The organism is Pseudomonas sp. UBA7500 (assembly GCF_002478435.1).
Classification (GTDB): domain Bacteria; phylum Pseudomonadota; class Gammaproteobacteria; order Pseudomonadales; family Pseudomonadaceae; genus Aquipseudomonas; species Aquipseudomonas palmensis.
Window position 1 is genome coordinate 21,985 of the sequence record NZ_DLNW01000047.1, and the last position, 26,283, is coordinate 48,267.

The following is a 26,283-nucleotide window of genomic DNA, read 5'->3' on the forward strand; positions in this document are numbered from 1 at the left end:
CCGTTTTGCCCACCACGCAATCAGAAGATGTAGTCAGTCGTCAGGAAACTCGACTCGCGGTTGCTGATGATCTGGCTGATCAGCTGCTTGTTGGCCTCCTGGAACTTGGTGGCCACCAGGGTGCGGATCGAGAACACGCGCAATGCGTCATGCACCGACAGGGTGCCTTCGGCCGAGTTCTTGCGCCCGTTGAAGGGGTAGGTGTCCGGCCCGCGCTGGCACTGGGCGTTGAGGTTGATGCGCCCGACCTGGTTGGCGAAGGTGTCGACCAGCCGGCCCACGGTGGCCGAATCGGTGCCGAAAATGCTCAACTGCTGACCGAAATCCGAATCCAGCACGTAGTCGATCACTGTCTGCAGGTCGCGGTAGGGCACCACCGGGATCACCGGCCCGAACTGCTCTTCGTGGTACACGCGCATCTGTGGGTTCACCGGGTACAGCAGCGCCGGGTAGAAGAACGAACCGCGGCTCTGGCCGCCGCCCTGGTTGATCACCCTGGCACCGTGGGCTACTGCATCGGTTACCAGGCCGCCCAGGTAGTCGACCTTGCCTGCTTCGGGCAACGGGGTCAGGCTGACGCCCGGGTCCCATGGCATGCCGGGCTTGAGGTCGGCCAGCTTGCGCTGGAACTTGTCGAGAAAGGCGTCCACCACCTGCTCGTGCACGAACAGGATCTTCAGCGCCGTGCAGCGCTGGCCGTTGAACGAGAGGGCGCCGGTGACCGCCTCGTTGACCGCGTTGTCCAGGTCGACCTCGGGCAGCACGATGCCCGGGTTCTTGGCGTCCAGCCCCAGTGCGGCGCGCAGGCGGTGCGGGCGCGGGTGAAGCTTCTTCAGGTCGCTGGCGGCCTTGTTGGTGCCGATGAAGGCGAACACGTCGACCTTGCCGCTGGCCATCAGCGCGCTGACGGTCTCGCGGCCACGCCCGTAGATGACATTGATCACCCCGGCCGGGAAGCTGTCGCGAAACGCCTCCAGCAAAGGGCGAATCAGCAGCACGCCGAACTTGGCCGGCTTGAACACCACGGTGTTGCCCATGATCAGCGCCGGGATCAAGGTGGTGAAGGTCTCGTTGAGCGGGTAGTTGTAGGGGCCCATGCACAGCGCCACGCCCAGGGGCGCGCGGCGGATCTGGCCGAGGGTGTCCTGCTCCAGTTCGAAGCGACTGGAGCGCCGGTCGAGTTCCTTGAGGGCGCCGATGGTCTCGACGATGTAGTCGCAGGTGCGGTCGAACTCCTTCTCGGAGTCCTTGAGGTTCTTGCCGATTTCCCACATCAGCCACTTGACCACCACCGCGCGCTGCTCGCGCATGCGGGCCAGGAACGCCTCGACATGCTGGATGCGCTCGGCCACGCGCATGTTCGGCCACACGCCGCGGCCCTTGTCGTAGGCACGCACGGCGGCGTCCAGGGCGGTGAGGGCGGTATCGGCGTCCAGCAGCGGGGCGCTGCCGAGTATCACCTGCTGCTCACCGTCGTCGGTCTTGAGCCACACCGGGCTGCGCACCGTGGCCAGCGGGCCTTCCCAGCGGTGCAGCTGCCCATCCACCAGGTAGTCGCGCTGCTCGAGCGGGTCGCCCAGGCGATAGGCCTCGGGGATATCCGTGGCAGCGGGAAACAGCGAGTCCAGACGATCCATGACGCAATACCTCTTTTCCATGGTGAATGAAACGGTTCAGCCGAGCATAACGCCGGCCCCGGCACAAAAGCCAGCCTGGCCCGGGTGCGCTCCGGGCCGGCGCCCGCCTGTCAGTCGATGGTGCCTCGCGCCACTGCCTCGGTCAGGGTTCTGCGCAGGTCGACGAGGCGTTGTTCGTACACCTGCCGCAAGCGCTGCGCCTCCACCAGCAGTTCACCTTCGCTCAGCGTTTCGGCTGCCTGCTCCAGGCTGTCGTCCAGCGCTGCCCGCGAGGCGGCGAACTGTGCGGCGAAGCGTTCGCGCAAGTGGTGCTCCCATGCAGGGTAGACCGGTTCCTCTTCATGGTTCATGGCCAGTACTTCGTCCTGGCCGTGGGAGGTGGTCGGGTCGACCGCCAGCAGCAGGTTGCGCTGCTGTTCTATCCAGGCTTCGCCCGGCAGCGGCATCACATCGACCAGTGCGTCGATGATCACCGGCTCGTCGGCACGCGCCGCCTGGGCCAGGTCCAGGCCCGGCAGGCGGGTGATACGTTTGAGCGCCCACTGGTAGAGCGTCGCGTAGCTGTCTTCGGACATGTTGAAAGAAAGGCTCAGCACGCCGAAGCCGAGCTTTCTGAGACGCACGTGGTTGACGATGGTCGCCAGCAGGGTGCGCGAGCGGGTTGCCAGGTCCGGGATGGCCAGGGCCTGTGACACCTCGCCCAACTGTTCGAGGTCGAGCAGGGTGCCGCCTGTGCGGGCGAGAATCTGCTCACGCAGGGGCGCATTGGCGTCCATCCAGGTCAGCAGGCGCCATAGGCGGCGCCGGTAGGTCAGTGGGGCGACGATGTAGGGCGGGCTGTCGAACATGGCACGCAGGTCCCGGAAGAACCCCGACGGCAGGCTCTGCTGCAGTCGTTGCCAGCTGGCCCGCTGTTGTGGCGTGGCGTCGTCGAGCAGTTCGTTGTAATCGATCTCGGCCACCAGCAGGTCGATACGGTGGGTGGTGTAGTAGGCATCGGCCGCCTGCAGGGCAGCATCGCTCAGCGGATTGTGTTCCAGGCGCAGCGCCCGGGCCAGCGGAGGTGAGAGGATGGCGGTCGGTGGCAGCTCCTGCAGCTGGTTGCCGGACAGGTCCACCAGGTTCGGCGCGTCCAGCTGATCGAGCCCTGCCGGATAGGTCGCCAGGCTGCAGTTGTACAGGTCCACGCCCTGCAGCCGGTTCAGGCGGGCGAAGTCGGGCGGGGTTGCCAGCGGGTTGTTCGCCAGGCTCAGGTCGCGCAACTGCGGGTAACCTTCGAGGGCGTGCTGCAGGTGCTCGTCCCAGACCAGGCGGTTGTTGGCCAGGTCCAGCACGCTGAGCCGATCACCCAGCCCGGTGGGCAGGCTGGTGAGTTCGCAGCCGTTCAGGCTGACGCGCTGCAGCTGGGTGAAGTGGCGCAGGAAGGCGTCAGGCAGCCGGGTCAGGGAGTTCTGCTCCAGCGACAGCTCATTCACGTGATCGAAGTTGGCCTCCAGCACAGGGAAGCTTTCCAGGTCACCGTCGGTCAGGTCTAGAAAGTCCAGGTTCAGTTGAACGATGGCTTCGCCGTCGGCGACCTCGCGCACCGACAGGCGCTGCCAGGCGGCGATGATTTCTTCCCGCGCCGATTGCCGGGCTGTACTGGGCAGGGCCCACAGGGTCAACGCGCTTTTCAGGCGTTGCAGGGTTTGTTCGAGCGTGCGCAAGCGCGCCTGTGCCGGAATCTCGCTGGCCTCCCAGGCCGCCAGTGTGGCACGCGCCTCTTCGCCGCTGGCATGCGGATAGAGCGTGCGGTAGCGGGCCTCCTGTGAAGAGCTGGCAGCCGACACCGGCGGGTAGCCGGGGCGATCACTGCCCCCCAGCAGGCGTGCTTCGCTGGCCCAGCCGCGGACCTCGCCGGACCACAGCCAGGTGGCAAGTTCGCCGCGGGGGCGTTCGAGCATCGACAGCACGCGTTGCTGCAGCGCCGCCCTGGTGTCCAGGCCCAGCACCTGGCGATAGCGGGGAGCGATGCTGTCATGCAGGGCCGCGAACAGGTCGTCGCCGGGCGCGTGCAGCGGGAGGTCGTCCTTGAAGGTCTGGTAGCCTTCTGCACCGTGCACCAGAACCCTGCGCTGCGCCTGGGTGGCACGACCCACGCGCTGCAGCAGAGGGCCGCGCGGGCCACCACTGCGTGCTTCCAGCACCACCGAGGTGTCCCAGCCGGGGGCGTGCTCCAGGCACAACAGCGCCAGGCGCGTGCTTTGCGGCGTCGCCAGGGCTGGCCAGTACAGGCCTTCGGTCGCGCGTGCCAGGGGAACACGGGCGGCCAGCGTGGCGGCCTCTTCCAGCAATTTGGTGGGGATGGCTGCCGGTGGCACCCAGCGTGCCAGCCGGGCCGGGTCGACTGTGTCCAGCAGGCTGCGGGCCAGCACCGGGCTCAACCCGGGCAAGCGTGCGCACAGGGCCGTGATGTGCGGCTGCGGGGGCACCAGGGCCAGGTAACGCTGCTCGAACAGGGCCTTGCCGACGCTGCCCGTGACGTTTTCGGCGCGCAGTTGCCGGACGATCCTGAGCCGTTGCAGCGTATCGGCCAGCAAGGGTGGCAGGCCCAGATTGGCGGCGTGCAACCGACGCAGCGCGTCTTCGCGGGTGCCGCTGACCTGGCAGGCCTGTTCGAGTTCTGCATCGCTCAGGCCTTGCGCAAGCGGGCCCAGACGGCGCAGCAGGGTGGCCCGCGACCAGCTCAGCGGCTGTTCATGCACGCTGCGCCAGGCACCCTGGCCGTTGTGCTCCAGCGCGGGGCGATAGGCGTCCTCACGCGCGGGGTGGCGCAGTTGCCATTGCTGCTGGTGCGCATCGAACTGCTGCTCGTACAGGTCGGCGCCGAGCCTGATGTAGTGCCGGTCCGCGTGCCGGTACTGGCCCTGGTCGTTGGCTGTCACCTCGGCGGGCAGCGACGTGTCCAGCCGGTAGGGTGCCAGGTCGGGCAGGTACAGGCGCGTACTGCCATCGGGCAGCGGCACTTCGATCAACGCATCGACCAGCGCTGGTGCTGCCTTGAGCGCCAGCACCGAACCGGCCAGCATGCCGGCAGTGATCGCCACCGACTGCAGGTGCGCCATGGCGCCCTCGACGTCGCCGTCCTGCCAGTCCTCCACGCCTTCATACACCTCCTTGATCAGCTGTACCGCAGTGACCGCCAGCATGACCGGGCCCAACGCGGGAACGAACATCGCCGCGGCATTGAGCACGTTCAGCGCGCGTGTCTCCCATTGTTCCAGGCGGGCCTTGCGCGCTTTCTCGTCGGCTTCAGCGGTGGGCACCATCAGTACCCGTGCTTCATCCTTCAGGCGTTGCAGGTGGCGGTCCTGCAGCACGCCGAACAGCTCGCCGGCAACCGGGGCAAGGCTCAGGTACAGGCTGTCCTGCTCCTGCGAGTGCCACGGTCCGTCCTTGTCGACCACCTGCCGGGCCAGGTTGTGTCCGAGCACATCGAACAGGTGTTGCTGCTGTTGCAGCGGTACGTAGCGCTGAAACAGTCTGCGAAACCCGGGGTGGTTGAGGCGCCCTTTGAGGTAGCGCTCCAGCGCCGGCATCGACGCATGCTCGGTGAGGGCATCGTCCGGGTCGCCGGGCAGGTACAGCAGCAGGCTGTCTGCCTGCTGCTCAGATGCCAGGGCAAACAGCAGGATGTCGTGCAACGGTACGCCGCTCATGCTCAGCAGGCTCGCCTGCACTGGCGGGGCCTCGGCGCCTGCTGCGGCGGGCGCGTCCAGCAGCGCCAGCAACCGGCGGCAGGCGGTTGGCCCGATGCGCTGGCGCGCTTTCGCCACGGTGACCTCCAGGCGCAGCAACTGGCGATTGGCATCGATCGAGTCGCGACGCACCCTGTCTTGCGTGGCAGGTGTTTCGAAGACTGCCTGCAGGTGCTGCTGGTAGCGGGCGCCCAGGTCCAGTTCGCGGCACAGGCGGGCGAACACGGCGGGTGACAGGCGATGGCGGGTATAGCGGTAGGCAAGCCCGGCGTCAGTCAGGTCGAGGTGGAAATGGCCTTGCAGGGTGATCGCACTCTTGCCGAGGAAAGTCACGTCGTCACCGAAGTTCTGCAGCGCTGCCTGCAGCAGGCTCTGCTTCTGGTAGGTGGTGCGTGTGGCGAGCTGCCAGAGGTCGGCCTCTTCGTGAAACTGCACCAGGTCGGTGGTGTGCAGGTTCAGGGTTTCGCCAAGTTCGGCGTCAAGGCGCGCCTGCAGCAGCGGCTCGGCAAATGCCAGCAACCCCTGGAAGGCCTTGAGGGTGCCTGCCAGTGTCTGGCTGGCCCGCCGATAGCGACGCCTGGCTGCACGCACGGCGTCACGCTGATCGGGCAGGCCGTTGGCCAGCCAGCCCGGTTCGGCATCGGGGATGACATGGGTCAGGGCCAGATGGCGCCGAATGTCTTCGGCGTCCTGGGCGCTGGTGTGTTTCAGCCAGGTGGGCAGGCGCTGGACGATGAACGGTGAGTGGGGAATGCGTGAAGGGGAGGTAGGCATGGTCGTGCTCCGGTCCGTGGACCGACAGCACAACCGATCAGCCGGGCGAAGCGGTGGTAGTTATCTGTTGGAGGCAGCGTCCAGGGTGCTCTGGCGCGCCTCGCGCAGCGATGCGTAGCCGACCCTGGGCACGCCCGCCAGGCGCTGGTCGAGCAAGGCCTGCAAGGACTCGCCACTGCCCAGGTAGGCATCGCCGAAGTCATGGCTGCCCAGGGCACTAGGGTGCGCCACCACTTCGAGAACGCCATGGCGTGGGGCCAGGCCGTCACGCAGGTCGACCGGGGTACACACATGGTCGGCGGTCAGCCTGGCCAACTGGCGCAGGCGCTGGTTGAGCAACGTCTTGAACAGGCGTTTTGCCGGGCCGATGTTGTGCCCCACATTGCGGGCCAGGCGTATCGGCACCCCTTCGCGGGCGGCGAAGCGGGCGACGATTTCGCCGATGGGCCACAGGTTGTGCACGTGCTGGTGGGAGTCCAGGTGGCTGGGGGTCAGCCCATGGTCCAGGCAGCGCTGCCATTGCGCGGCGAGTTCCTCGTGCACCGCCTGGCGGGCCGCGCGCCCCAGCCACAGACGCTTGCGCGACAGGCCCAGGTCGAACTCGCCCTCGGCATTGCAGAACTGCGCCAGCGCGCGGATCGGCTCGCTCAGCGGGCGCCCGTAGGTCAGGTTGAAATGCAGGCCCACGCGCCCGCGCAGGGCCGGTTGCTGGGCCAGCGCGCAGGCGGCCTTGAATGCAGGCATGCTGGCCATGGCGGTGGCAGAGCTGATCAGGCCGCACTGGAACGCGCGCAGGATCACCGCGTTGGTGTGTTCGTTGAGGCCAAAATCGTCAGCGTTGACTATGACTTGGGACGGCATCCGGGCGCTCCTGTGCTGTCGGTGTGGCAGTGGGGGAAGTGGCAGGTGCCGGCACGGGCTGCTGTTGGCGGCGTTTGATCCAGGGCTTGATGCGTTGCCACAGGCGCAGCGCCATGCCCAGGCACAGGCCCGACGGGCGCCAGCTGTAGAAACTGTGGCGCAGGTGCTCGACCTGGCCGGTCATGCGCTCATGCAGCTGGTGGCTGGAGTTCTCCAGGCTCACCCTTGAAGCGTCGATCCACGTCCAGCCTTCGTCCAGCCCCCAGTCGATCCATTCCTGCAGCAGCACCCGGCCGCTGCCAAGGTCGGCATACTGGGGCACGAAGGCGAGGTTGTAGTCGTACAGGCGGCCCCGTTCGAGCAGGCCCAGGCGGTAGCTGATGCAGCGCCCGTCCAGTTCCAGCACCACCAGGCGCAGACGGCCATCGGCCGCCAGCGCGGTGAAGGCCTGGAACATCCACTGGCGCTGCGCGGGCACCGAGAAGATGCCGACCCCGTCGTCGCCTTTCCAGCTCACGGCCTCGACCGCGCTGACGGCTTCCAGCCAGGAAGCTGCGTTGGCGGTATCGGGGGTTACTCGGCGCACCTGTGCCCCGCAGGCGGCGATGCGCTTGCGCGCGCGGCGCAACTTGTAGCGCGGGTCGCCACTGACTTCCTGGCGGTCGGCTTCGCTTATCTGGTGCACCGGCGCACGGCAGGCGGTGCGCTGTTCGTGGGTGGAACTGCGGCGTGCCCACTGCTGCAGCCAGGGCGAATCGCCCGTTACCTCGTTGAGTTGCAGCAGGGCATGGGGCAGGCGCGTGCGAATGGCTGCCAGTACCTGGCCGGCGGCACTGGTCGGCAGGTCGATGAGCAGGCCGATGCGGTCGCTCATGGGGTAGCCCAGGTGGTGCAGCACGGCAAAGTCCAGCGGCCCGTGGCGCTCAAGGGTGCGGACCAACGGCAGGCACAGCACCAGGCGTCCTTGTGCGTGCCCCAGCAGTACCTGCAGGTGCTGGCTGGCCGGCAAGGCAGCCTCGGCGGCGCGCAGCCAGGCCAGGCTGTTGAAGGGGGTGGCATCGGGCAGCCGCTCGCGCAACTGCTCGTAGGCGTCGGCGGGGAAGTCGTCGGCACGCAACGAGGCGTGCCAGGTAAAGGTCAGGGTCATCGGTTCAGGACACCGTGGCTGTAGTGCTGCGCGGCGCCGGTTTGCGCAAGGCATCCAGGCGCGAGCCGCTGTAGCGCGTTTCGCGGAAGAATTTCCAGCGACCGAACAGGCAGTACACGTGCATCACACGGCCCTGCTCGACGTAGCCCATGCGCAGGTGCAGCTTGAGCGCCGGAATGTTGTGGGTCTCGCACACGTCGACCACCTTGTCGCAGCCCTGTTCGGCCATGGCGCGCCACAGGGCCAGTTGCAGGTCGACCGACAGCGACGTACCCCAGTACTGGCGCGCCAGTTCACCGCCGAACTCGAAGAACTCGCCCGGCTCGACCGGGAACCAGCAGCCATAGTAATGACGGTCGTGGTAGTGACGCGGGCTGCCCCAGATGAACGCCACCACGTGGCTGTCTTCGTCCAGGAACATCAGCCCGGTATGCCCTTCGGCGGCCAGTTCACGCATGGTTTCGACACGGTCGCCGAAGTGCTTGGCAAAGCCTTGCACGTTGTGCACCGTGATGCGCTCCACGCGTAGCGGCGCATAGGGCTTGAGGGTATGCGGCGGCACCGGGCTGACCAGGTCGCGCTCCATCCACAGCAGCTCCCAGTGAAAGAACACGTAGCGCTTGTACGCGCTGCGAAGGGTGGCGCGCAGGCCTTTCTGGTGTACGCGCTGGCTGAACTTGCTGACGATATTCATGGTGGCTCCCGTATCCGGCAGGGGAAGAGATCTTCGGCACTGTGTTCATGAGGCGCTCCATCGCAGGGCAAACAGGGTCTGCCCGGGCAGTTCGAAACGTACCTGGCCGTGCTGGCAATCCAGTGCCGCGGCGCGCGGCTGGTTGTCCGGCCCGAACAGGGTGAGCGTGGCAGCGGCCTGCGGGCATCGGCTGGCCGGGGTGGCGAAGCTGACGTGTTGCAGGCGTTCGCCCTTGTTGACGCCCAGCAGGCTGCGCTGTGCGCCGCGTGCCATGGCCAGTGCATCGACCTCGAAGGCGTCGTTGTCCAGGTGCAGCACCTGGTCGAGCCAGTGCTGGGCGATGAACTGCTGGGCCAGGCCCACCGGCTTGAGCTCGAAGCGGTTGTTGCCCAGCACCTTGACCATGCCTTTGGGCCACTCGGGCTCGTCGGCGATGTGGAACCAGTTGAGCATGTCCAGCAGGCCGTCCTGGGAGGCATTGATGACCACCGAGGCCCACCATACGCCGGCATAGTGGGTGTTCTGCTCGTACAGGCTCAGGGTCGAGCCACTGGACAGGTTGGTCTGGTCGAGCAGCAGCGCCTTGCGCGGGCGACCGTTGGCGTCCAGCCCCACCAGTTCGGCGGCGCGGCGTACCGAGTCGCGGTAGGTGCGGGTGGCGAGCAGGTCGCGGACCATCCACTCGTGCCAGGCCATGGCGTCGATCTGCGGTTCGAATTCCTTGAGCAGGCGCCGTGCCCAGTCCAGGCCGACGCGCTGCGCCGCATCGCCGCGCAACGGGCCGTTGACCAGCCGCGAGCTGGCCGGCATGGCGATGCGCACGCCGGCTTCATGGGCGCCGGGGTAGGCGCGCACACGCTGGGCCATGGCCGCGAAGAAGGTGCGGTAGGTGGCGTAGTCGGCGTAGTTGAGGTTGGGTTCGTCGGCAAAGGCGATGTAATGCAGGCCCTTGCCGCCCAGGGCGACGCTGGTGGCCAGCCAGTCGTCCAGCGCGCCATCGTTGGCGCGGCTGCGCATCAGGTCGGACTTGCGCCCGGTGGCGGCCATCAGGGTGATGTCGTGGTGAATGCCGAAGCGTTCCTGGTACAGCTGGCGAAACGGCAGTTCGTAGCGCGGCTTGCGTGCCAGCACGTCGGCAAAGGTGTAGTAGCCGGCGGCCTGCAGTTGCAGCGCATCGATCACCGCATGGCTGGACGGTGGCGGCATCACGTAGGGCAGGTTGTTGCCCAGCCTGGGCGTGGGGCCCAGTACCTTGGCACTGCTGCGCAGGCTTACCTGGCCGTCGCGGTGCACCAGTGGGGCGAGGTCCTGGGGGCGCAGGGCGAACAGGTTGGCGCTGCCGTCCAGCCAGAAGGCCACCTTGCCGGTGCCTTCGAAGTTCAGGCGCCATGTCTGGTCCTGGGCGCTTGCGGGCAGGTTCACCTGATCGAACTGCCAATAGGCCCGGTGTTCGAGCAGCGCCAGCCTGAGGCGCTTGCCATCGTCCACGCGCTCCAGGGTCAGGTTGCGCACGCCGTCGTGATACTTGCCGGCAAGCACTGCCGTTTCGCCGGCTTTGACGCGAAAGTACAGGGTGGTGGCGCGGTCTAGTTCGAGGCTGAAGTGCACCTTGGCGGGGGCGAACTGGGCGCCGGTGGTATCGTCGTATTCGAGGCGGTAGCGCCTGAAACTGTAGCCGGGGATGGCCACCTGGTAGGTGCCGGTGCCGGCGGTAAGTGGCCAGCTCAGCTGGCCGCGGCCTTCATGGGGGGCAATGATGCGTTGCGCATCGAGCTTGCCAGTGGCGTCGAGCAGGTACACCTGTTCCTGGTTGGCATCGGCCTGCCAGGCCGGCACCCAGCTCAGTTGCAGCGGGGCGCTGCGCTGCGGCGCCAGGTACAGGCTGCCGTCGCGAATGTCCGGCCAGCGCAGGGTGGCGGCGTGGGCAGTGGCGGCCAGCAGCAGGCCGGGTAACAACATCCATGTACGTTTCATACCGTTCTCCGTTGCAGCATCTGGCGCAAAGGCAACAGATCGCCAGGCAACACAAACAAGGTCCGCAGCAACGGTACGCCGCTCAGCCTGCAGTACAGCACGAGCATGGCCACCGTCACCCCAAGGTAGGCGATGGAGGAGGCCAGGGCCGCACCCGCGATGCCAAAACGGGGAATCAGGACCACGTTGAGAATCAGGTTTGCCGCCGCGCCCACCCCCATCATCAGCGAGACCGCGCCGGGGCGATTCTTGCCCAGCAGGTCCAGGCGCAGGATGCTTGCGTAGCACAGGCCGAACAAGCCGGGAAGCAGTGCCAGCAGGGCCGGGTAGGCCGGCTGGTAGGCCGCGCCGAACAGGGTGACGATCAGCCATTCGCCCACCAGGGCCATGCTCAGGCAGGCCCCCAGCATCACGGTGGCAGTCAGGCGCAGGGCCAGCGGGGTGAGCTTGTCCATGCCGGCATCCTGCTGCAGCAGGCGCTTCATCAGCGGGGTGGTGACGGCCTCGGGGATGATCAGCAGCAGTTCGGCGGCGGCGCTGGCCATGGCGTAGTGCCCCAGGGCGGCGCTGCCCAGGAAGGCACTGATGAACAGGTAGTCCGAGCGCAGGATGACCTGCTGGAACAGCACGTCCGGGTGGCTGCGCGCACTGTAGGCCAGCAGCTCGCGCTGCCCGCCGCGGTTCCAGCACAGCGTGATGTCGTGCTGGCGGCCCAGCCACACCAGGCCCAGCAGCGCGACCAGCCCCAGGCCCAGCAGCCAACTGATCAGCGCGGCCTCCAGCGCCGCGTGCTGCCACATCCAGAACATGCCCACGAACAGCAGCAGCGGCACCAGCGATTCGGTCAGGCGCAGTGCGTTGAATGCGCCCACCCCGCCGGTGGCGTTGTGCAGGGTGAGCAGGCCGCTCTTGAGCACCGTCAGCGGCACCGCCAGCAGCAACAGCCAGGCCAGCAGGCCCAGTTGCAGGGTCACTTCCAGTTCAGTGCCGAATTCGCGCATCAGCGCCACGCAGATCAGGGTCAGCACCCCGGCCAGCAGGCACCCGTAGATCAGCACCTGGCTCAGCAGCAGGCCCATCGAGCGTTGCTGCGCCGCCTGATAGCCCACCGCGGTGTTCAGCCCGCCGCTGGTGGCGGCACTGATCAGGTCGGGCAGGGTGCTGAGCAGGGCGAACAGGCCGCGCTCGCTGGGCCCCAGAATGCGCGCCAGCAGCACGTTGCGCGCCAGGCGCAGGGCGATCATCGCCAGGCGTGTGCCCATGCTCAGCAGCAGGTGGCGCAGGTAGTTGCCACGACTCATGAGCGGCCTCCGCGGCTGATGCGCCAGGCCAGCAGCGAGGGGCGGCTGGCGTTGCGCTGGCTGACGCCGATGCGCGGCAACGCCAGTGGGTCGTCATGACCCTGGCAGATCCCGGCGCGGGTGCTCAGGGCGAAGGGGTAGCGATGGGCGGCCAGGCGCGCGCGTACCCGGGCGTCATGGTCGCCGTTGGGGTAGCAGTACACCGGCAGCGGCTGCTGGCAGCCTTGCTGCAAGGCGTGGTGGCTGCGGCTGAGTTCTTCATCCAGGCGCTGGTTGTCCAGCCCAGGCAGCAGCGCGTGACTGGCCCCGTGCGGGCCGAAGCTGATCAGCCCGGAGCCTTCCAGTTCGCGCACCTGCTGCCAGTCCAGGGCCTGGGGCAGGGATTCGGCCGGGCAGGCGTCTGTCAATTGATGCAGGGCGGCCGGGCTCAGGGTCTTGAGGCTTTGCAGGTAGCCGGCCAGCGCCTGGCTGCGGGCGTTGGGCCGCTGGTTCATGAAGTAGGCAGCCGGCAGCGGCCGGCCGATCTTGCGCAACGCCTCGATCAGGGTGTGGCGCGGGCCTTCGCCATGGCTGCCCCACAGGGTTTCGCCCAGGCTTTCCCACCAGAAGCGCTGGCGGCTGCCGATGTAGTCGGTGGACAGGAAGATGCTGGCCGGTACCTGGTACTGCTGCAGCAACGGGAACGCATTGAGCGCGTTGTCGCGCCAGCCGTCGTCGAAGGTCAGGGCAACCTTGGGGCGGCTGTCGCCTCTGGGCTGCTGATGGTCCTTGAGCAGGTCCATCAGGTGCACGCAATCGAAGTGCTGGCGCAGCCAGCGCAGCAGGCGCTCGAAGGCCTGCGGGCCCACGCACAGTTCGTTGCGATGGGGCAGGGCCGCGCTGGCGTCGTCGGCCAGCACCCGGTGCAGCATCAGGATGACCCCGGCGCCGCGCAGCTGGCTGCGGCCCTTCGGGGAGTGCAGGTACAACCAACCGCTGGCGCGCTTGAGACTGGTCTTGATCGGCATGAAGGCACTCATCGGGTCTGGTCGGGGTTCCATTGGTTGTAGCTGTGCCCGCGCAGGAACTGCCACAGGCCCACGCTCATGCCGGCCAGGGTCACCAGCACGAAGGCGGCCAGGCGAAACGGCTTGGGCAGGCGGTGGCCCTTGTCCAGCAGGCCGACCACGGCGATGGCATAACCCAGCAGCTGGGCGGCCAGGGTCAGGCGATAGAAACCGTGGCCGTCGAGCAGCCACAGGTTGGCCAGCAGCAGGGGCACCAGCAGCACGGGGGCCAGGCGGCGTACCAGCTTGTGGCTGATCAGGGCGATGGCGTAGAGCCCGTGGCGCAGCGGGTTGAGCAGTTCGCGCCGGGCCGCCAGGCTGATCAGCCCGCCGACGGTGACGCGCTGGCGGCGGCTGAACTGGCGCTCGGCCTCGTCCACGCCGTAGTCCAGCACCCTGGCCTGGTCGACGTAGACCACGCGCTTGTGTGCCACCGGGGCGCAGGTATTGATGAAGAAGTCGTCGTTGACCCGGTCCGGGATCGGCTGGTACAGCTCGCGGCGCAGGGCCTGCAACGCACCGTCGGCCGACACCGTGCAGCCGGTGCGGCTCTCTACCCGGCGCAGCCAGGCTTCGTAGTGGCGGTACAGGCTCTCGCCCAGGCTCAGGCCCTTGCCCGCCACCGGGATGGTCATGTTGCCCACGGTGCCGCCCACCTCAGGGTCGGCGAAGGGCGCGAGCAGTGCGGCGAAGGTGCCCTCCACCCAGTGCACGTCGGCATCGGTGAACACCAGAATGTCGCCGCTGCAGTGCTCGACGGCGGCATTGAGCACGCGGTTCTTGCCCATCCGTGGCAGGTCCAGCACCAGGATGCGCGGGTCGTCGAAGGTGCGCGCCAGGGCCACGGTCTGGTCACTGGAGCCGTCGCTGGCCACCACGATCTGCAGGCTGGCGAGCGGACAGTCCTGCTCCAGCAGGTTGCGCAGCTTGTTTTCGATGTTGCGCGCCTCGTTGTGCGCCGCAACCACCACGCTGACCCGTTGCGGCGGCAGCGGCGGCGGGGTGTGCCGCGGGAACAGCGGCCCCACCAGCGTGAGCAGCAGCGGGTAGCCCAGCCAGGCATAGAAAGGCAACAGCAGGCAAAGCCAGAAAATGAACTCAGCCACGTGCGGGCCTCCTTGCGTTCCAGTTGAACAGGCTGAGCACGAAGGCCGCTCCAGCCAGGTGCAGGCGAACCCAGTGCAGGCCCCACAGTTGCAGGGTGAACACCGGGTCGCGGTGTTTGAGACTCTGGCGCAGGCTCAGCGCCAGCGCCGGCAGGCTGGTGAAGAACAGCAGCAGCATTGCCAGATGCGGAAACCCGTCGAGCAGCGCGGACAATGCCAGCGCATCGAGCACCCAGGCCCCGAGGGACAGCAACGGGAAGCGCAGCAGGCGCAGGCTCGCGCCATTGCTGCGCAGCAGTTGCAGGTTGCTGCCCTGGCGCCACAGCTCCTTGCCCAGCCATTCGCTCCAGCTGCCCTCGTAGCCCCAGTGCAGCACCACCGGTGCGCGCAGGGCCAGCAGGCGGGCACCGGCCTGGGCCAGGCGCCAGGTGAAGTCCTTGTCTTCGCCGGTGCGCAGGGTTTCGTTGAAACCGCCCACCCGGTCGAACCAGTCGCGGCGCATCAGCAGGTTGGGGGTGGGCAGCCATTGCATGCTGTGCAGCGCCGGCCGGCCGGCGCGCAGTGTGCGTCGCTGCCAGGCGCGGGCGAACCAGGGCGCCTGGCGCGGGGTGTCGCAGTCCAGCGCGAATACATCGCCACGGCCCTGGGCGTGCAGGTCCAGCAGCAGGCTCAGCCACTGCTCCGGCACCTCGATGTCGGCATCCAGAAACGCCACCCATTCTCCGGAGCTGGCCTGCACGCCCCGGTTGCGCAAGGCGCCGATGGTCAGCCCCGGCAGGTCGAGCACCTTGGCGCTGAGGTTACGGGCAATCTGCGGGCCATCGTCGGAGGAGCCGTTGTCCACCACGATCAGCTCGCAGTCCAGGCCGGCAAGGTCGGCGGCCCGACGCGCCGAGTGAAGGGTGCGGGCAATATGGCGTGCCTCGTTGAACATCGGCATCACGATACTGATCTTCATCCGGCCACCTGCACGGGGCGCGCCTGTTCGGCCTTGAGGCGCAGCACGCTGGAAAGCGCCAGCAGAATCCACAGGTACTTGTGGTTCGGCGCACTGAGGAACATCAGGAACAGGCCGATGGCAAGCATGCTGGTGGACAGGTGCGTGAGCATGTCGGCCTGCCCCTGATCACCCTTTTGCAGCCACAGGCGCCGTGCATGCCAGAGGTTGTGCAGGGCCAGCATGACCATGCCGACGAATGCCAGGCCCGCCGGTACGCCGACTTCGCTGAAGATTTCCAGGTAGGTGTTGTGGGCACGGCGGTACAGGTCGCCGACCTTGCGGTTGGCCGAGAACGCCTTGGCGTAGCCGGTGGTGGCGTATTCCAGCGGGAAGGTGCCGGGGCCGGTGCCCAGCAGCGGATGTTCGCGGATCATCTTGCTGCCCACCACGATGTAGGACGAACGCCGGCCCAGGGAGTCGTCCTTGTAGGCATTGACCCCGGACTTGAGCAAGGCCAGCGACTGGATACGCTCGATGTAGCTGGCCGGCATCACCGCGACCGCCACAGGCAGCACGATGGCCAGGCCGAGCATGGCGAAGCCCAGGTGGCGCGGGCGCAGGTGCGTGAGTTTTTCGCGGTAGTGCACCAGGCCGATCACCAGGCTGATGGCCAGCACCACCAGCCCGGAACGTGAGTTGGTCTTGGTCATGCCGGCCAGCAACAGCACCACGCAGGCCAGCCAGAACAGCCGCTGCAGGCGGTTGGGGCTGCTGAACACCAGCCACAGGGCCATGGGCACAGCGATGGCGATGAGCATGGCGAACACGTTGGGGTCTTCGAGCAGGCCCGAGGCGCGGCCTTCGTCCTGGTACTTGGCCGAGAACATCGCCATGGCACAGGTGACGCCCACGCTCAGGGTCACCAGGCGGTACATCATCGGCAGGTTGAGTTCGCGCCCGATCAGCAGGGTGAGCACGAACAGCACCAGGCCCACCGCCAGTTCGCGAAAGTGCCCCATGGACATCTCGCTGCTTTCACTGGCCAGAAAGCTCAGCAGGTACAGCGCCATAAAGGCCAGCAGCAGGCGCCACATGGAGCTGCGCAGGCGTTCGCCCGGCAGCTGCCCCACGGCCAGTTGCAGCAGCAGCACCATGGCCAGCGCGGCGCCGATGAATTTCGAGGCGGTCAGCTCGCTGTCCTTGAACAGGCCCTCCAGCGGCACCAGGGTGATGATGGCCAGCAGGCCCCACGCCGGGCGGCGGTACAGCACCAGCACGCCGGCCAGGCCGATCACCGCGCCGGGGGCCAGGAACGGGTAGGGGCTGGCCAGCAGTACCACGCTGACGATCGCCAGCAGGCCGATCAGGGACAGGGGAATGATCATGCGCAGGTCTCCTTGGCCGCACCTGCCGTGCCGCGATAGACCTGGGCCCAGCGTTGCGCCAGCGTCGGCAGGTGATAACGTTCACGTTGGGTGCGTCGTGCCTGGGCGATCAGCTCGCCGGCCTGGGCCGGGTCGAGCATCAGCGCTTCGAGCTGGGCGGCCAGTTCGTCCACCGCCAGGGGCGGTGCCAGCAGCCCGCTGCGCCCGTGCTCGATCACGTCGGGGATGCCGCCGACACCAAAGGCCACCACCGGCACGCCATCCTGCATGGCTTCGAGCAGGATCATCGGGGTGCCTTCGGTGCGCGAGCTGATCACCAGCGCATCCAGGCGCGCCATCCATTGGCGCATGTCTTCCTGAAAGCCTGGCAGGCGGATGCGCTCGTGCAGCCCGGCGGCATCGACGCGGGCCTGCAGGGCTTCGCGTTCCGGGCCGTCGCCGAGCATCACCGCGTCCAGATGCGGGTGGCGCTGGCACAGCGGGATCAGCGTATCGAGGAACAGGTCAGGGCCCTTTTCGCTGCTCAGGCGCCCCACGTAGCCGGCCAGCCAGCGTTCGTGGCCGTGGGCATGGGCGGGCAGGGCGCCAGCATCCGGCAGGCCGTTGGGGATGACATCGAGCTTGCGCTGCGCCACGCCGGCACGCAGGTGGATCCGGCGGATGCTCTCGGCCACGCACACCACCTTGCCGATGGTGGCGGTGCGGCACAGTTGCAGGCTCAGCCAGGTGTACAGCCGCTGCTTGCGGCTGCTGGGGGTGAAGCCGTGCTGGGTGGCGACCATCGGCAGGCGCCACAGGGTGGCGCCCACCCAGCCGAACAGCAGGCCCTTGAAGTTGTGGCTGTTGATCAGCGGCTGCTGGCTGCGGTACTGGTCCAGCGCCCGCAGCACCTCGCCCAGCCCGTTGCAGGTGCGACAGTCCACGCCGGCGGCGGCAAAGCGCGCCACCAGCGTCTGCGGCGCGCCCAGAAACAGCACCACGTGCTGTCCCGGGGTGGCCTGGCAGTGGTCCAGCAACATCCGTTCGGCGCCATAGAAGCCGCCACTGCCCAGCAGGTGGATGATCGGCCGCTGCGGGCTCATGGCTGCGTTCAATTGCGCACCCAGTGCACCAGCCGTGGCAGCGACCAGCCCTTGTGCGGGTTGTGCGTTTCCGGGGTCTGGTCGTTGATCACCAGCAGTACCGGCAAGCCCAGCTGCTGGGTGATCTGCGCCGGGTGCTTGAAGCGATGGTCGAAGAACTCGCGCACGTACACCAGGGCGATGCCCAGCAGCAGGCCGGTGAGCATGCCGAACGGAATGATCAGCATCGGCTTGGGAAAGGCCGGCTCGGCGGGCTCATAGGGCGCACTGAGAATCCGTGCGTTGGACACGTCACCCGACAGCAGGCGCTCGCCACGGGCTTCCTCGTAGCGCTGGGTGTAGGTGAAGAACGCCTTGTGCAGGGCATCGATCTCGGTATCCAGCTGACGCGCCTTGCTCTGGGTTTCCTGCAACTGGTGCACGCGGCTCTTGTAGTCGGCGATGCGCTGGGTTTTCTGCGCGATCACGTTCTGTACCACGGCCAGGTCCTTCTCGCGCTCCTGGATACGGTTGGCGACGATCTTGAGAAACTGCTGGCGGGTCTTGGCGATCTGCTCGCGCTGCAGCAGCATCTGCTCGCTGCCGGGCTGGAACACTGCCAGGTCGCTGACGTAGGTCAGTACCTGGGTGGTCAGCTGCTCGCCCAGTTGCTTGATCTCGCGGTCCTCGAAGGCCACGTTGTCGACGGTCTGGGTGAAGGTGAAGGGGAAGGCGAAGTCGCGCATGTTGGCGTTGCTGGCCGCGGCCAGGCTGGTCTTGAGGTATTCCAGCCACTGCTGGCTCTGCAGCAGGCGATCGCGGTACTGGTTGAGTGCCTGTTCCTCGGTGTTGATGGCATTGAGGCGGAAGGTGATCTCTTCCTTGGGGTCGGACGAGCCGATGCCTTCGAGCATGCCCAGGCGCTTGCTTTCCAGGTCATCCATGCGCACCTGGTACTGCATCTTCTTCTGCTCGTAGAACTCCTGCGGCAGTTCGTTGGACTGCAGGTTCTGGCGGTTGCGCAGGTAGTTGTCGAGCAGACGGCTGACGAACAGCGTACCGACCTTGGGGTCGGGGAAGCTGTAGGTGATGGACACCACGTTGGAGCCGGGCAGGGTCTCGATCTTCAGGTCCTTGATCGCGTCGTCGGTCAGGGTGTCGAGCTGGGTATCGCGTACCGGGTCGACCTCCAGCCCGAACAGGCTGCGCACCGGGTTGACCACATACTCGCGCAGCGGGTTGACGATCAGGCTGCGGATCGGCCCGAACACCAGGCGCTGCAGCAGGCCGGGGGGCACGTCATACAGGCCCTCGTCGCGCAGCTGGGTGATGGTCTGGCGGATCAGCGTGGGTGAACGCAGGATGTTGCTCTCGGTCTCCATGTCGGCCAGCGAAGGCGGAATGAACTTGTCGGTCTCCTGGGCCAGGGCGGTGTTGGTATCGCTCTGGGAGAGCTTTTTCGACTGCACGATCACTTCGGCCGTGATGTCGAAGCTCTGCTTGAGCACCAGCGGCAGCAACAGGGCAATCACTGCGAACACCAGGAATACCCGCTTCACCAACTGACGGTTGGCGAAGAGGATCCTGAAGAATTCATGCAGGTAGTTTTCTTTGGTAGTCATGCGCGTGTACCTGCCTGGGTTTAGTTATCGCTGTCTTTGTTGTCGACGCGGTAGGAGAAGCTGAAGCCCACCCCCTGGAACAGCACCACGTCGGCCAGTTGCCGGGCCAGTTCGCCGGCGCTGGCCAGCTTGGTCTTGGGCACGTAGAGCATGTCGTCGGGCTGCAGGTAGGCCACCTGCGCGGCGCTGGCGTCCAGGGCCTTGTCGACGTTGTAGGGCACGGCCTGCACCTGGTTGCCGTTGCGCCGCATGATCACCACCGAGTCGAGCCGGGCCTTGAGGCTGGGCCCGCGGGCCAGGGTCAGGGCTTCGAGCACCGATACCGGGCGCCGGATCGGATAGGCGCCGGGCTGGGCCACCTCACCGAGCACATAGATCTCGTTGACCGCAGTGGACTTGAGCATCACGTCCACCGTCATGCGCCCGGGCAGGTCGGCGTAGCGCTTGTTGAGGAAGGTCTGCAGCTGGGTGACGGTCATGCCCTGCAGCGGCACCGCGCCCACCTCCGGAAAGCTGGCCTGGCCGTCGGTGCCCACGGTGATCTCGCGGCTCATGCCGGTGGCGGGGTGGTTGAGTGCGCTCTTGAGGTTCTGTTCGTTGGTCAGCGGGCTGATCACCTGCACGGTCATCTGGTCGCGGTTGGGCTGGAACAGGCGCTTGTTGCGGTAGGCCTGCTGGATGGCCTGGCGCGCTTCGTCCGGGGTCATCCCGGCGACGTTCACCGAGGTGTTGGCCCGTGGCAGTTCGATGGTGCCATCGGGCAGCACCAGCTGGTTGCCGTTGAGCGAGCTGGCCGCAAGGAAGCCCAGGCCGACGGTGTCACCGGGCTGGATGCGATAGGCCTGCGAGCCGCTGGTGCTGATATGGAAGATCACATCGAGCACGTCCCCCGGGCGCAGCGCCTGCTCGCCGCGTGGCAGCTCGGTGTCCTGGGCGTTGGCCGCGTTGGCAGTCATGATCTGCACCGGCATCTGGCGTGGCTCCTGGCTGGTGCAGGCTGCCAGAGGCAGCAGCGCCAGCAGGGCGAACAGTTTCACATTCATAGCGTCATCCTTAGCCTGGCTGCTCAGAGATTGTTGTAAAGCCATTTGGGCATGTAGTAGCGGCGTCGGTTGAACACGCTGCCGATCAGCTTGGCGCCGGCCTGGGTCAGGCGCTGGGCGGCGGCCTGGGCGACCTCCCAGCGGGTGTCCTCGGCGGTGACCACCAGGATCACGCCATCGACCAGGGTGCCGATCACCAGGCTGTCGACGCTGGAGTACACCGCCTCGCCGTCGATGACCACGAAGCGGTAGTGCGCGCTGAGCTGGCTCAGCAGGGCACGCAGGCGGTCCGGGTTAAGTCGTTCGTTGCCACGCCGGTACTGGCCGCAGGGCAACATGTCGAAAGGCTGGTCTGACACCCGCACCAGGCAGTCCTGCAGCACGGGCGGGGTGTCCTGCTCGAACAGCAGGTCGCGAAAGCCGGGCAGCTTCTGCAGGCCCATCTGCTGGGTCAGGCTGTTGCTGGTAGGGCTGCTGTCCACCAGCAGTACCGGTCCGCCGCTCATCAGCGTCAGCTGCTTGGCGAAGGCCAGCGCACTGGTGCTGGTACCGCTGCCGGTATTGGCCGCGGTCAGCAGCAGCACGCGCTGCTCCTGGTCCAGCACGGTGGACGTCAGGTTGGTTTCGCTGGGGGTGGCGATGGTCAGACTTCTCGAAGTAGAACCGTCCATTCAACTTGCTCCGTGGCCGCTGAAGACTTTGAAGGGGGTCTTGAGCAGGATCTTCAGGTCCAGGCTCAAGCTCTGTTCGGCGATGTAACTCAGGTCAAGCTCGACCCGCTGGTCGAAGTCGATGTTGCTGCGCCCCGAGATCTGCCACAGGCCGGTCATGCCGGGGTAGATGCTCAGGCGCGCCAGGTGGCTGTCCTTGTAGCGATAGGCGTTGAAGGAGGTCGGGCGAGGGCCCACCAGGCGCATTTCGCCGCGGATCACGTTGAACAGGTTGGGCAGCTCGTCCAGGCTGCTGCGCCGCAGGAAGCTGCCGATGCGGGTTACGCGCGGGTCCTTGTCGATCTTGAAGTCGATGGCGTCGGCACCGTGCTTGTTCAGGTGGCGCACCGACTCCTTGAGGTCCTCGGCGTTGGCGACCATGGTGCGGAACTTGTACATGCCGAAGCTGCGCCCGCGGTAGCCGGTGCGCTGCTGCACGAAGAACACCGGGCCGGGGCTGCTCAGCTTGACCAGCACGGCCAGCACCAGCAGCAGCGGTGAAATCAACAGCACGATCATCAGCGCACCGATGAACGACAGTACGCGGTTGGTGCGCGACAGCGTCCACGGCCGCCCGCCGGCGCGCCCGGTCATCCAGCCACGGCCCTGCATGTGAATCGCCGCATCGATGCGCATGCGGTGATTGGGGTCCATGCGTTTGTCCTGGCGCAGGGCCTGGGTTTCAGCACTTTTCTGTTGGCCTGTCATACCACCCTCCGTTGATGCTCGGGCGCGGCAACCGGCGTTTGCCCGATGGACCGCACAGCGTCGTCGGGCGTGTGCGCGTAATAATCGACGAACCAGGCGACGAAGCGGCGCAGCCCTTCGTCCAGCGAGATGCACGGGGTGAAGCCGGTGGCCTGGGCCAGGGCACTGGCATCGGCGCAGGTGTCCAGCACGTCACCGGGCTGCAGGGGCAGCAACTCGACCTGGGCGGTGCGCTGCAGGTGTTTTTCCAGCAGCGCCACGTAGTCGGTCAGGGCCACCGGCCGTTGCCCACCGATGTTGTAGATGCGCCAGGGCGCGTGGCTGCTGGCCGGGTCGCTGGCCAGGCGGTCCCAGGCCGGGTCGCTGACCGGGGCCAGCGGGATCAGGCGCACCAGGCTTTCGACGATGTCGTCGATGTAGGTGAAGTCGCGCTGGTGCTGGCCGTAGTTGAACAGCTTGAGCGGGTGGCCCTGGCTGATGGCCTGGGCGAACTGGATGGGCGACATGTCCGGGCGCCCCCAGGGGCCGTACACGGTGAAAAAGCGCAGCCCGGTGGTGGGGATGGCGAACAGGTGGCTGTAGCTGTGGGCCATCAGTTCGTTGGCCTTCTTGCTCGCGGCGTACAGCGACAGCGGATGGTCCACTGCGTCCTGCACGGCATAGGGTGTGCGCTGGTTGCTGCCGTACACCGAGCTTGAGGAGGCATACAGCAGGTGCTGCACCGGATGGCGGCGGCAGGCCTCGAGCATGTTGAGGAAACCCACCAGGTTGCTGTCCACGTAGGCGCGCGGGTTGTCCAGCGAATAGCGCACCCCGGCCTGGGCGGCCAGGTGGATCACCACCTCGGGGGCGAACTCGGCGAACAGCGCCTCGATGCCTGGGCCGTCGGCCAGGTCCAGGCGGCGCAGGTCGAAATCGCCGGCCTGGGCCTGGACCCAGCGCACGCGGTCTTGCTTGAGCGCGGGGTCGTAGTAGTCGTTGAAATTGTCCAGGCCCACGACCTGATGGCCGTCGCGCAACAGGCGCAGTGTGCAGTGTGCGCCGACGAAGCCGGCCGCACCGGTGACCAGTATTCTCATGGCGCCGATACCTGCGGTTGTACCTGGCGCAGGCCGATGCCGCTGTAGGTCAGGCCGAAGGTTGCCACCTGTTCGGGGCTGTAGAGGTTGCGTCCGTCGATGATCAGGCGTTCGCGCAGCTTTTGCGCCAGCAGGTTGAAATCCACCACGCGGAAGGTCTTCCACTCGGTGCAGATCACCAGCGCATCGGCATCCTCCAGGGTGTCGTCACGGGTGGCGCACAGTTGCAGGTCGTCGCGGTAGCCATACAGGCGCCGGCATTCGGCCATGGCTTCGGGGTCGAAGGCGCGCACCGTGGCGCCCTCGGCCCACAGCGCCTCCATCAGGTAGCGGCTGGGGGCTTCGCGCATGTCGTCGGTATTGGGTTTGAAGGCCAGGCCCCACAGGGCGATGGATTTGCCCTTCAGGCTGCCGGGGAAGCTGCGCTTGAGCTTGCTGAACAGGATCTGGCGCTGGCTGTCGTTGATTTCGCTCACGCTCTGCAGTAGGCGCAGCGGCATGCCGCTGTGTTCGGCGGTATGCAGCAGCGCACGCAGGTCCTTGGGGAAGCACGACCCGCCAAAGCCACAGCCCGGGTAGATGAAGTGGTAGCCGATGCGTGGGTCCGAGCCGATGCCCTTGCGCACCGATTCGATGTCGGCACCGAGGAACTCGCTGAGGTTGGCCAGTTCGTTCATGAAGCTGATGCGCGTGGCGAGCATGGCGTTGGCTGCGTACTTGGTCAGCTCGGCGCTGCGGTTGTCCATGAACATGAGCTTTTCATGATTGCGGCAGAACGGCGCGTACAGCTCGGACAACTGCTGCTGGGCCTGGTCATCGGCGGTACCGACGATGATCCGATCCGGGCGCATGCAGTCGGCCAGGGCGCTGCCTTCCTTGAGAAACTCGGGGTTGGAGACCACCCGCACCTGCAGTTGATGCTTGCCCAGCCGGTCGAGCTCCTCGCGGGCGAGCGCGGCCACCTTGTCGGCGGTGCCCACCGGCACGGTGGACTTGATGATCAGGGTGCGGTGCGCCGCCATCAGGCCGGCGATCTGCCGGGTGACGCCCAGCACGTGGGAAAGGTCGGCCGAGCCGTCTTCGTCCGGTGGGGTGCCGACCGCAATGAAGATCAGCTCGGCGTGGGCGACGGCATCGCTGGCCTGGGTACTGAACGACAGCCGACCTTCCTTGATGTTTTCCTCGAGCATGCCCGACAGGCCAGGCTCATGAATAGGTGGAACACCTTGTCGCAACTGACTGATTTTATGGGCGTCTACATCGACACAAAGTACCCGGTGACCTACGTCAGCCAAAGCGGCAGCTTGCACAAGTCCGACATAACCGGTGCCAAATACGCTCACATCCATGCTGGCGTGCCTCGTATGGAGTAATGAAAGTGAAACAGCGGGTGTGAATTCGGTATAGACCAGCTGAGCCGGTTTGTGTCAAACCTATGGCATGTATCTGTAGAGTTACAGGTGGTAGGAGTTCCACTGTTTTGCCATCAACCCTTTTCCAATCCGTACCTTAGCGTCGAAATGGGCTGGCACTTGGCCGGTTGTCAATGCGATGAACGGTCGTAGCCCGCGTAAAACGTGGCTCGTGGAATGTGGGTTGTTTCGCGAATGCATCAGATTCCCGCTTAAAAAGCGCCATAATCGGCGCCCTGCATTTCGTCATTTTTTTGACAAACTGTGGTTTGCGCTTTGTCGGCATCCTGCTACCGTGTGGGAAACCTCAGTGGGCTGGGGGGAAACATTTCTGGCGGGGAAGTCATGCGCGTTTACATCAAGGGACTGTTGCTGCTGGTCTACCTTCTGAGTTTCCATGCGTACTACCTCGAGCGTCTCGAGGCGATCGGGCTGGGGGTGGCACTGGTGTTGTATGCCGGTGTATTCGTGCTGCTGGTGGCTGCCCTGTGGCTGTGCGCGAACATACGCCAGGGCCTGGTGCGCTGGCTGTTTGCAGTGGGGTTCTGTGCCAGCGCGGTGTTTTTCGACGCCTATACGCGCATAACCGCCGAATACCTCACCTACAGCGCCTTCGTTTCGATGGTGTATTCGGGTGGGTTCATCGGCGAGGCGCTTGAGCAGTACCACAGCGTGATCCTGGGGGTCGCGGCCAAGGGGCTGCTGTTGCTGCTGGGGCTGGGCCTGCGCCCGGACCCGGTGCAGCGGCTGCCCGGCACCCTGGCGTGGGCCGCACCGCTGCTGGGCCTGGCGCTGTTGACCGGCATCCTGTTCGTGCGTGCCGGCGAGGGCGCACGCGGCCTGCCGGTGATGTACACGCCGCTGGCCTACCTGAACCTGTTCCTCTACGAATCGCTGCACGACAGCGTGGGCCCGCGCCAGCCAGTGACGCTGGCGCGCAGCGGCCCGCCATTGGCGCGCGATATCGTGCTGATCATCGACGAGAGCGTTTCGGGCAACTACCTGGACCTCAATACCCCCAACGGGGTCACCAGCAACCTCACCCACCCCCAGCCGGGGGCCAGCATCTTCAACTACGGCTATGCCGCCTCCATCGCCAATTGCAGCGCCGACACCAACGTCACGCTGCGCTACGGCGGCACCCGCAGCGATTACCTGCGCATCAACTCGACCCTGCCGTCGATCTGGCAGTACGCCAAACAGGCCGGGCTTGCCACCGTCTACATCGACAGCCAGCGCACCGGCGGCAACCTGCAGAACCTGATGGATGCCACCGAAAAGCGCGACATCGACCAGTTCATCCAGTTCGACACCACCCCGGTGCGCGACCGCGACATGGCCGCACTGCAAAAGCTCGTGGAGCTGCTGGGCGACGGCAAGCCGCAACTGATCGTGATCAACAAGGTGGGGGTGCATTTTCCGGTGCACGACAAGTACCCGGATGCGTTCATGACCTACACGCCGGCGTTGCCGCGGGGCCACTATGCCGACATCGCCGATACCGGTCAGCGCGATGGGTTCAGTGGTACCCCGCAGGACTGGGTGCTGTACCGCAACTCGTACAAGAACAGCGTGCTGTGGAGCGTGGGCGAATTCTTCAAGCGCCTGTTTGCCCAGGCCGACCTGAGCCAGGCGGTGATCATCTACACCTCCGACCATGGCCAGGACCTGCATGAGCGCGGCAACCCGGGGCTCAACACCCACTGCGGCGAGAACCCGGTGGAGGAAGAGGGCCTGGTGCCGCTGGTGGTGATCCAGGGCCAGGGCCTGAAGACCCTGGACTGGCAGGCGCAACTGGCGACCAACAAGGACCGCTCCAGCCACTACAACATCTTCCCCACGCTGCTGCAGTTGCTGGGGTATGACGCCGCGGCGGTCGAGCCGATCTACGGACACGCACTCAACGTGCCGACCAACGATCCGTTCAGTTTCAACTACCGCTTCAATGCACGCCTTGGTGCCAAGCCCGAGTTCAAGCATATCGACCTGGACGTGGTGGTCACACCGGGGCCGCAGGGCATGCCGGTGGGCACGGCCCAGTGAGTT

19 protein-coding genes are annotated in these 26,283 nt (G+C 66.4%); 1 reads left to right on the forward strand and 18 read right to left on the reverse strand.

The window, feature by feature from the left end; all coding sequences use genetic code 11:
• Window positions 1-20: 20 nt before the first annotated feature.
• The 18 genes from B4I46_RS19315 to B4I46_RS19400 all read right to left on the reverse strand — a co-directional run bounded on the left by B4I46_RS19315 (window position 21) and on the right by B4I46_RS19400 (window position 24,174).
• Window positions 21-1,637, reverse strand: a complete 1,617-nt coding sequence (locus B4I46_RS19315) for an NADP-dependent glyceraldehyde-3-phosphate dehydrogenase (RefSeq protein ID WP_286901391.1) — start codon at window positions 1,635-1,637, stop codon at window positions 21-23.
• Between the two features lie 110 nt (window positions 1,638-1,747).
• Window positions 1,748-6,148 (reverse strand): leucine-rich repeat domain-containing protein, encoded by a 4,401-nt coding sequence (locus B4I46_RS19320; RefSeq protein ID WP_286901393.1) that lies wholly within the window; start codon window positions 6,146-6,148, stop codon window positions 1,748-1,750.
• A 60-nt stretch (window positions 6,149-6,208) separates the two neighbouring features.
• Window positions 6,209-7,009 (reverse strand): carbohydrate deacetylase, encoded by an 801-nt coding sequence (locus tag B4I46_RS19325; protein ID WP_286901394.1) that lies wholly within the window; start codon window positions 7,007-7,009, stop codon window positions 6,209-6,211.
• Window positions 6,981-8,156 (reverse strand): GNAT family N-acetyltransferase, encoded by a 1,176-nt coding sequence (locus tag B4I46_RS19330; RefSeq protein ID WP_286901395.1) that lies wholly within the window; start codon window positions 8,154-8,156, stop codon window positions 6,981-6,983. Before B4I46_RS19330 ends, B4I46_RS19325 begins: the two co-directional genes overlap by 29 nt.
• 4 nt (window positions 8,157-8,160) lie before the next feature.
• Window positions 8,161-8,850: a GNAT family N-acetyltransferase gene (locus tag B4I46_RS19335; protein WP_043860598.1), complete on the reverse strand. Its 690-nt coding sequence runs from the start codon at window positions 8,848-8,850 to the stop codon at window positions 8,161-8,163.
• 45 nt (window positions 8,851-8,895) lie between these two features.
• Entirely contained in the window at window positions 8,896-10,824 is a 1,929-nt protein-coding gene (locus B4I46_RS19340; protein ID WP_236176233.1) for a hypothetical protein, read from the reverse strand.
• Complete coding sequence (locus B4I46_RS19345) at window positions 10,821-12,125, reverse strand: oligosaccharide flippase family protein (RefSeq protein ID WP_043860600.1); 1,305 nt, start codon at window positions 12,123-12,125, stop codon at window positions 10,821-10,823. The genes B4I46_RS19340 and B4I46_RS19345 overlap by 4 nt, the downstream gene beginning before the upstream one ends.
• Window positions 12,122-13,132, reverse strand: a complete 1,011-nt coding sequence (locus tag B4I46_RS19350; protein ID WP_043860619.1) for a polysaccharide deacetylase family protein — start codon at window positions 13,130-13,132, stop codon at window positions 12,122-12,124. Before B4I46_RS19350 ends, B4I46_RS19345 begins: the two co-directional genes overlap by 4 nt.
• Window positions 13,133-13,140: 8 nt before the next feature.
• Entirely contained in the window at window positions 13,141-14,277 is a 1,137-nt protein-coding gene (locus B4I46_RS19355) for a glycosyltransferase (protein ID WP_043860601.1), read from the reverse strand.
• Window positions 14,270-15,235: a glycosyltransferase gene (locus tag B4I46_RS19360; protein ID WP_078481199.1), complete on the reverse strand. Its 966-nt coding sequence runs from the start codon at window positions 15,233-15,235 to the stop codon at window positions 14,270-14,272. The genes B4I46_RS19355 and B4I46_RS19360 overlap by 8 nt, the downstream gene beginning before the upstream one ends.
• Window positions 15,232-16,602 carry an O-antigen ligase family protein gene (locus B4I46_RS19365; RefSeq protein WP_286901396.1) on the reverse strand — a complete coding sequence of 457 codons (1,371 nt, stop codon included), beginning with the start codon at window positions 16,600-16,602 and terminating at the stop codon, window positions 15,232-15,234. Before B4I46_RS19365 ends, B4I46_RS19360 begins: the two co-directional genes overlap by 4 nt.
• The gene (locus B4I46_RS19370; RefSeq protein WP_043860604.1) at window positions 16,599-17,684 is read right to left on the reverse strand and encodes a glycosyltransferase family 4 protein; all 1,086 of its coding nucleotides are present in this window, start codon (window positions 17,682-17,684) and stop codon (window positions 16,599-16,601) included. Before B4I46_RS19370 ends, B4I46_RS19365 begins: the two co-directional genes overlap by 4 nt.
• A gap of 8 nt (window positions 17,685-17,692) precedes the next feature.
• Window positions 17,693-19,285, reverse strand: a complete 1,593-nt coding sequence (locus B4I46_RS19375; protein WP_043860605.1) for a GumC family protein — start codon at window positions 19,283-19,285, stop codon at window positions 17,693-17,695.
• Window positions 19,286-19,305: 20 nt separating this feature from the next.
• A complete protein-coding gene (locus tag B4I46_RS19380) occupies window positions 19,306-20,328 on the reverse strand; it encodes a polysaccharide biosynthesis/export family protein (protein WP_043860606.1) in 1,023 nt (340 codons plus the stop codon).
• Between the two features lie 23 nt (window positions 20,329-20,351).
• The gene (locus B4I46_RS19385; RefSeq protein ID WP_043860607.1) at window positions 20,352-20,999 is read right to left on the reverse strand and encodes a CpsD/CapB family tyrosine-protein kinase; all 648 of its coding nucleotides are present in this window, start codon (window positions 20,997-20,999) and stop codon (window positions 20,352-20,354) included.
• Window positions 21,000-21,746 carry a sugar transferase gene (locus B4I46_RS19390; RefSeq protein ID WP_043860608.1) on the reverse strand — a complete coding sequence of 249 codons (747 nt, stop codon included), beginning with the start codon at window positions 21,744-21,746 and terminating at the stop codon, window positions 21,000-21,002. It lies immediately after the preceding gene.
• Window positions 21,743-22,825, reverse strand: a complete 1,083-nt coding sequence (locus B4I46_RS19395; protein ID WP_043860609.1) for an NAD-dependent epimerase — start codon at window positions 22,823-22,825, stop codon at window positions 21,743-21,745. The genes B4I46_RS19390 and B4I46_RS19395 overlap by 4 nt, the downstream gene beginning before the upstream one ends.
• Window positions 22,822-24,174, reverse strand: coding sequence for a UDP-glucose dehydrogenase family protein (locus B4I46_RS19400; RefSeq protein WP_196932196.1), 1,353 nt, complete (start codon window positions 24,172-24,174; stop codon window positions 22,822-22,824). The genes B4I46_RS19395 and B4I46_RS19400 overlap by 4 nt, the downstream gene beginning before the upstream one ends.
• Window positions 24,175-24,582: 408 nt before the next feature.
• Between B4I46_RS19400 and B4I46_RS19405 the strand changes: the two genes are divergently transcribed.
• The gene (locus tag B4I46_RS19405; RefSeq protein ID WP_286901398.1) at window positions 24,583-26,280 is read left to right on the forward strand and encodes a sulfatase-like hydrolase/transferase; all 1,698 of its coding nucleotides are present in this window, start codon (window positions 24,583-24,585) and stop codon (window positions 26,278-26,280) included.
• Window positions 26,281-26,283 lie beyond the last annotated feature (3 nt).